The sequence below is a fragment of the Phaeobacter sp. B1627 genome, from assembly GCF_006265095.1.
Lineage (GTDB): Bacteria > Pseudomonadota > Alphaproteobacteria > Rhodobacterales > Rhodobacteraceae > Epibacterium.
On sequence record NZ_VCNK01000067.1, the window covers coordinates 1 to 7,294 of the forward strand.

Here is a 7,294-nt window from a genome sequence, read left to right on the forward strand (position 1 = left end):
AAACATCATTACCAGCAAGGCCTTCGATCGTGTTCGCAGCTGAATTGCCGTAGAGATAGTCGGTAAATGCTGAGCCGATCAGGCCTTCGATCCCGGTGAACGTTTCAATGCCACCGCTGATTTTGGCTTCATTCGAAGCCAGCGAAGCAATCAGGCCAAGGGTTGAAAAGCGATAAGACGCGCGGTCGTTCCCTTCGCCGCCGTCAAACGTGTCAAAACCGCCGCCGCCGTGAAGGATATCATCCCCTGCATCGCCATAGAGCAAATCATCGCCGGAAACAGATGTGTCTTCGGTTAAATCACCAAAGAGAAGGTCGTCACCTTCATCGCCATGGAGAGTGTCATCGCCACCGTGGCCATAAACACTGTCATTGCCGCTATTCCCCCACAGTTCATTGCTTTGAAGGGCACCCACAATATTGTCGTCAAACGATGAACCAATTGCGTTCTCGATATTTGTATATGTGTCGCCTTCAGCATCTGCTGTCAGGCCTGATCCCAGATGCAGACTCAGCGAAACGCCGCTGCGACCATCATCAAAGGTCACTGTGTCGATACCAGTTCCACCATCGATTGTATCAGCGCCGACACCGCCACTTATCAGGTCATCACCTGCACCGCCGTCCAGTGTGTCATTGCCATCGTAAGATCGGATTTCATCGTCTCCGGCCGCACCATCGACAACATCGTCTCCGTCAGACGTGAGAAATAGATTGTCTCCCGCGCTGCCCGTGACGGTGAAGCCATCAGAAAGACCCATCTCATTTGCAGACAATATCGTTGCGAGCCATGCTTGTGCCACCGGGCTGTCAGGCGCGGTCGTCATCAACAGGTTAATGGCTTCGGTATTTTCGAGATAAGTCTGGTAATCGCGCGCAATGCGCATTCTCGAATAAATATGCGAAAATGCTTCTTCTGTGTCCATTTCGGCAAGGACAGTCGTAAGATTTTCCAGATCGAGCGCCCGGGCGACTTTCAGGTCGCCATCTTCAACGCGCAATTGCTCGACTGTCGCAACAACCGCTGACAGGATGACGTTGCTATCGCCCATCGCATAGTTGGTACCATTACCGTTTCTGAGATGTTCTTCGTAGTGACCAATCCGGATGGTGCTGGCGTCGTCATAGTTATGCTCCGTAGCTTGAAGAGCATCACGGAACTCGTTCAGAATCTTGGCTGTGTTGTTTGCAAGGGTTGTTGCGAGTTCAAGAGTTCCGCCGTCATCAACAAACGTAGAACTTATTCGCCAAGAACCGGATTCAAGATCGAATTCCAAATTGGCAAAAGCCTGCGGGTCCTTGTCAAATATTGCATCAAGGAGTTTCCCAACAACGGTCCCAATAAGAGCAGGAACCAATATAGGTCCGAAGAACCCCAAGCCGGAACCCAAACCGAACCCGTTGGCAAAAACAGAGGCAAGCTGAGAGCCGATCTGACCTTCCACGGTTTCCGCAGTGGGTAGGATTTCGTTGAGAACTGCAGAGAAAACCGCACTCGATATGGTGCTTACGTTAAACTGTGTCGGCTGGTAGGCTTGACCGAGAGTGAGCGTCTCTCCAAGGAAGTTGTCTATGCCGGTGGAGATAATATTCTCAATCCCCGTGGTCAGAACAGCTTCCAGAATTGCGCCCGGTACGCCGTCAACGTCGATAGATTCAAAGACCTCAGCCAGAATGAACTGGCTGGTTAGTGACACAACGCCATTGATTGCGTTGATGCCGAGATCGATTCCAAAGTCATCCCACGCGTCTTCGAAAATCGTTTCGACTGTATCCCCATTTTGGCGGGCATCCAGAAGCGTATGCTGAATCGCATTGATACCGCCTTCGGCTAAGTTCTGAAGTATGGTGTGCGTGAGCGTTCCGACAACCAGTTTTCCCGCGACCGTATCTACCCCAATTGCATCCAGAATAAATGGAGTCAGTGCGTCTCCGACGCCGCTGCCAACGCGATCTCCCAGACCAACAAACTCATTAATAACAATGCTTTGTACTTCTTTCCCATCAGGCCCTTCGTGCACGACTTCAGTCTGGTCAAGATAGAACAGGACATTTCCAGCACCATCGCGTACTGTATAGACGTAGTTGGATGTCACTTCTGATGTGCCGGTGACCGGATCGATTTCTGTTGCGACGGTTGTCCTACGTCCATTGCCGCCATCAGTTTCCGTTACAACAACCAAATTCCCGTTGGCATCTGGGAACACGTCAAGGATGCGGTCGTAATCTTCGGTTTCCAAAAAGGCGAGCGTTGACTGGTTATGAACCCGGTATCCACCAGCAATGTACGTGTGTGTGTCTTCAACCTCAAAATTGTAAACTGTGTGTTTTTGTCCGCTTGGCTCCAATCCTCCAGGGAAGGCTGTTGCCAGAAGATCGTCTTTAGAAACCGCATCAAGCTCGGAACTGTTGCGGAACTGCCCGTCTAAAGAAAGGAATGTGTTTTCGACTACGCTATTACAAACATCAGTGGCCTCGGGCCCAACTGTAAATTCTTGCATCTTCCCACCCAAAATGAAGCCTTATCCAGGCTTTCTCATTGTCTTCAAAAAGTTCGCTTTAATTTTCTCTTCCGGCCCGAAGGGGGACACACAATCCACAACGAGCAGTTTGCTACCGGACCGCCAATCCATCAGCTCCGGTTTGCCGGATGACTGTTCAAATTTTTCTTGTGCAGCGCCCGAGACAGTGGCCCAGGTCAAGAAAGCAATTGGAGCCTTTCCTTTGCGAAACAAGCGAAATTGTTTCAACAAAATTGCTGGCAGGATACGCTCATCTAAAAAAGTCATTGGTAAGTCGCGATGGTCTTTCGACATCGTAATCAACCAACCCGCCAATCCAAGGTATTGCCCAAACTCATCGGGATCGAGAGCAGGAGATCCATCCAACCCAAATGGCTTCATGCCTGCCGATTTTGCATATACCATGTCAGTGCAGCTTCAGAGAGTAAGTTTGGCGAAGGCGCTGCCCAACAAGCTGAGAAGGCGTTCCTTCCCATTCGCCATCCGTCAATATTCCTTCCAATGTTTCCCGACTTCGGCGCAGAATGTAGTCTTCGGGACGCGGCAATTCTCCAAAGAAGTAGAGGGGCTCTGGTGAGCCACCCGCCCGAGTGACTAAGCCAGTTTTTGGGTTAAAGGTCATGCCTTCTGCTTGGATACAGTCCAAAACAGAGACAGGTTGATCGTCTCGGTCAAACAGCAGCGTTCCAACGCGCATCTTCCCGGATTGCAAGTTGCCTTCACGCGCAGCATCCGCGTCTACAGCATACGACACTTGAACAAACTGATCTTCGCGGCTGCCAACGGGTTTGTTGATTGCCATGCGGATGAGATCACCATTTTCGCGTACCAACGCGCCGTCGCTTAGCAATATGTCGATGATCGGCACATGTTTTCCAGCGAACTGGCCATCCCCGCAGAGGGTGACGTGGCCAGGAGTGACTTTCAGTCCATGCACGTCGAGTAAGTGTGCCACTTCGTTCTTGAACAAACGAGTAACACGTTTGTTCTGCAACCGCCCCAAAGGTAGGGTGCTTTCATAAGAGGTCACTACGTCGCCTATGCGAACATCCTCTATTGGAATCTGAGTACCATCGCCGAGCGAAATAAGTGTGCCCTCGGCAAAACACAAAGGCCAATCAAAAACATTGGCCAACTGTCGAAGGCCATCATGCCCAACCTCACTGATTAAATGGTTGAGGAACATTGGGTTGGTTGAAAATGCTTCGGGATTTTGTTCAAAAAAGTCTGCGTAGTATTCAAGTTTTTGCGCCTCGGCAAAACCCTGTTCGGAACCCAATGCATTAGACCACCATGACCCAAACGAATTTACTACGGCACTATCAATACCCTCGATGTTTGAGTAGAATTCTTGTGCGATAGGAGCTCCTGCCAGATCGGGCACATAGTTACCACCAGCACTTTCCAGACGGGCATTCATTTCATTTTCGCCGACTTTGTAAAAAAATACAGCGAAAGCGTTCTTCTCTGCCTGTGACAGATCATTCCAGTTGGCAACATTGTTCGAGCCCCACTCGGTGCCTTTTTGCACCATCAAACCGGCAAATTTAACAGTCGTGTCGCTAAAGGTATCAGTTAAATCGGCTGCAAGCGCCGAATAGTCGTTTTCGTAGGACTTTAAATTTAGTGGGTCTGAATTGGGGTATCGGGCCTTGTAATCATTCAAGAGACCGATGGCGGTGAACAACTGCACATTGCCAGGGCCCAAATCAATCATGACTGGGTAGCTTGTTAACTTACCCAGCTTGCCAATAGCAAGTTGCTCGGTTGGAGAGAGGGCTGCGACCTCATTGTAATTTTCTATAATTTCTTGATGGGTAGGCAGTCGATAGCTCGAGTACCAATCAGCAGCATTTTGAACCGCCGGGTCATTCAAACGCGCGTTGTATTCATTTAAAACCGCACCAAGAAGTGCCGTTGAGCTTACGTTAGCCCCAGCACCCGAGAGGATTTGGGAAACACTCACTGCTGATTGACCATACAAAGTTCCAACTAGGAACACATCATTTGAGTAAGTTGACAAGGATCACATCCTCCAAAGAAAATAAGTTAGGGAAGTGGCGAGCATCGCAAGCAATAAATAAAGGGCGTTCGATAAGCCTATTATTACTGATTTAGCGTAACCGGACTTTTTTCTTGATGCGTACAACGCTGCAAACACAAGCCAGAAAGGACCGTTGACAATCGCGATTGAGTAAATCGCCCGAGATAAACTGGCATTGAATTCGCCTTGAGTGAACTGATCATAGTATTTAGCAAGCGGCGATATGGCATCAATAATACTAAATACCCCGAGCAAGATGATCGAAATCAGAGCCAATATTTGTGAATTAAAGAGACTTTTGGACGGAAATCTGTACATAAACATCTTTAAGGTTTCGTCATATGCTTCAGCACCACCCTAGCGCGAAGATGTAGACCTGCAAGCAAAAAGAGCGGTGGTTCGGTTCGTTTGAACAGTTTCCGACGGTGTCGTAAGTGGGTTTTCCGCTCGGTTATGCCGCCACCGGGATTGGTGACGACGGGTTTAGATATGCCTGATCGGGCGTTTGCCCGTCCAGCGATGAATGCGGTCTCCTTGAATTGTACAACTGAACGCCAGAACACCCACGTTACCGACCGGCGCGAGGTTCTTTATCCATGGCATCCTTGGTTCGACAGATCGGTCTATGTCCATTCTGTGATCGACAAGCCCGGCGATGCTGTGTTTCGGTGCAATCTCACCGGCCGCCGGTCGGACCGGCTGCTGGAAGTTCCCATATGGATGTTTGACCGGGCAGCATGTGCTTCCTGCCGCCGTTCTGGTTCTGCGCATGTAGGCCTGGAGGCTCTCAGGGCTCTCGCGGAGCTGGTTTCCGATGCCGCTTGTATTCCGCTCAATAAATCCGGCTCCCGATCACGCGATGACGCAGCATCGGACTCTGAACACGAGATTCGGAGGTTGGCCCATGCCGCGCAAAATGACGACGACGCAACTCGAACTGTTCCCGGACATCCAGTCCGTGCCCGTGACACAGACACCGCCTTGGCAAAGCCTTCCTGGCGACACGCAGCAAACGCTGACACGGTTGATGGCACGCCTGATTGCAGAACACGTCGGCGCGGCGGACAAGGGGAGCGATCATGAAGCATGAGAAGATTGGCCCGCAGCATTTGGAACGCAAGGCGATCCTTTATGTCCGCCAGTCATCGGCCCACCAGGTCCTGCACAACCGGGAAAGCAGCGCCCTGCAATATGCCATGCGGGGGCGGCTTTCGGATTTGGGCTGGAGCCGGATTGAGACCGTGGATGACGACCTCGGCCGTTCTGCCGCCGGCGGTGTCGCGCGGGAAGGCTTTGACCGGATGATCGCCGATGTTTGTCTCGGCAAGGTTGGCGCCGTCGCGGCGCGTGAAGTATCCCGGTTTGCGCGCAACAGCCGGGACTGGCAGCATCTCATCGAGATGTGCCGTGTCGTCGACACTGTGCTGATCGATCAGGAAACGGTTTATGCGCCACGCGATGGCAATGACCGGCTGCTTTTGGGCCTGAAGGGCAGCCTGAACGAATACGAGCTCGACCTGCTCAGGCAACGGTCCCTTGCCGCCCGCCAGGAGAAGGCGCGGCGCGGCGAACTTGTCGTCGCCGCCCCTGTCGGCTTCGTAAAGGCCGGGGACCAGCTTGAGAAAGACCCGGACCGCCGCGTGCAGGAAGCCATTTCCCTGGTTTTCGACAAGGTTGCTGAGTTGGGGAGCGCACGGCAGGCCCTCCTGTGGTTCCTCGAACATGGCCTTGAACTGCCCAGCTTGCGCAAACAGGGTGAGGTAGTCTGGCGCCGCCCGACCTATGCCACCATCCACCGCATGATCGTCAATCCGGCCTATGGCGGGGCTTATGCCTATGGCAAAACCCAGGCATCGCCAGGGTTCGGGACATCGGCCGTTCGCAGGAAAGACCGCGAGGAATGGCTTGCATTGAAGCCGGGCGCGCATGAAGGCTACGTGAGTTGGGAACGGGCAGAGGCGATCCGTAAAATGGTCAGCAACAACGTCCCTCAGAGCCGGCATCATGGTGCAGCCAAACACGGCTCTGCCCTTCTTACCGGGCTGCTGCGCTGCCGACGCTGCGGCCGCAAGCTGACGGTTCGCTACACCGGCAAAAAGCACGACATCCCGCGTTACTCTTGCTGGCGCGGCCTCCTGGACAACGGCGAAGCGCGCTGCATCTCCTTCGGTGGCTTGCGGGTTGATGATGCCATTGAACACGCGCTCCTGCAGGTGGTCAGTCCCGGTGCCATTGCCGCCGCAGAGGCGGCCGCCAGGCAAGCAGTGAGCCAGCAGGACCTGGAGGCGGCTCAATACACAGCTGATCGGGCCTTCCGGCAGTATGATGCGTCCGACCCTGAGAACCGCCTCGTGACTGCGGAGCTGGAAGCCCGGTGGAACCGGGCGCTTCAGCGGGTTCAGGAGATCGAACACAAGCTCGCGCAGCACGACACGGCCAGCCCGGAGGGAACACCACTGCCGACCGAAGACCTGGTCGTCTTGGGGGCCAATCTCGAACGCGTCTGGTTCGCGCCGGTCACGGATGCCAGGCTTAAGAAGCGCATCGTCCGCACGGTGATTCAGGAAGTGGTGGCAGATCTAGATGATGATGCCTCCGAGATTGTTTTGCTGGTTCATTGGGCCGGCGGCGCCCATACGGAAATCCGCCTGCCAAAGCGCTGCCGCGGACAGCGCAATGCAACACCGCCGGATATTGTCGAGGCTGGGCGCGCGCGGCCTCGCGAAAGC

4 protein-coding genes and 1 pseudogene are annotated in these 7,294 nt (G+C 53.2%); 2 read left to right on the forward strand and 3 right to left on the reverse strand.

Going from position 1 to position 7,294, the window contains the following annotated elements:
• From FGE21_RS19350 to FGE21_RS19360, 3 genes and pseudogenes are all read right to left on the reverse strand, one after another.
• Window positions 1-2,500: pseudogene (locus FGE21_RS19350) on the reverse strand (hypothetical protein); the annotation flags it as partial.
• Window positions 2,501-2,521: 21 nt separating this feature from the next.
• Window positions 2,522-2,926: a toxin-activating lysine-acyltransferase gene (locus tag FGE21_RS19355; protein WP_255731674.1), complete on the reverse strand. Its 405-nt coding sequence runs from the start codon at window positions 2,924-2,926 to the stop codon at window positions 2,522-2,524.
• Window position 2,927: 1 nt separating this feature from the next.
• On the reverse strand, window positions 2,928-4,544 hold the full coding sequence (locus FGE21_RS19360; RefSeq protein WP_139665043.1) for a Hint domain-containing protein: 1,617 nt from the start codon (window positions 4,542-4,544) through the stop codon (window positions 2,928-2,930).
• Between the two features lie 925 nt (window positions 4,545-5,469).
• On the opposite strand from FGE21_RS19360, the gene FGE21_RS19370 reads away from it, so the two are divergent.
• Window positions 5,470-5,655 (forward strand): hypothetical protein, encoded by a 186-nt coding sequence (locus tag FGE21_RS19370; RefSeq protein ID WP_139665044.1) that lies wholly within the window; start codon window positions 5,470-5,472, stop codon window positions 5,653-5,655.
• On the forward strand, window positions 5,645-7,294 hold a 1,650-nt coding region (locus FGE21_RS19375), incomplete at its 3' end, for a recombinase family protein (RefSeq protein ID WP_139665045.1). The genes FGE21_RS19370 and FGE21_RS19375, both read left to right, overlap by 11 nt.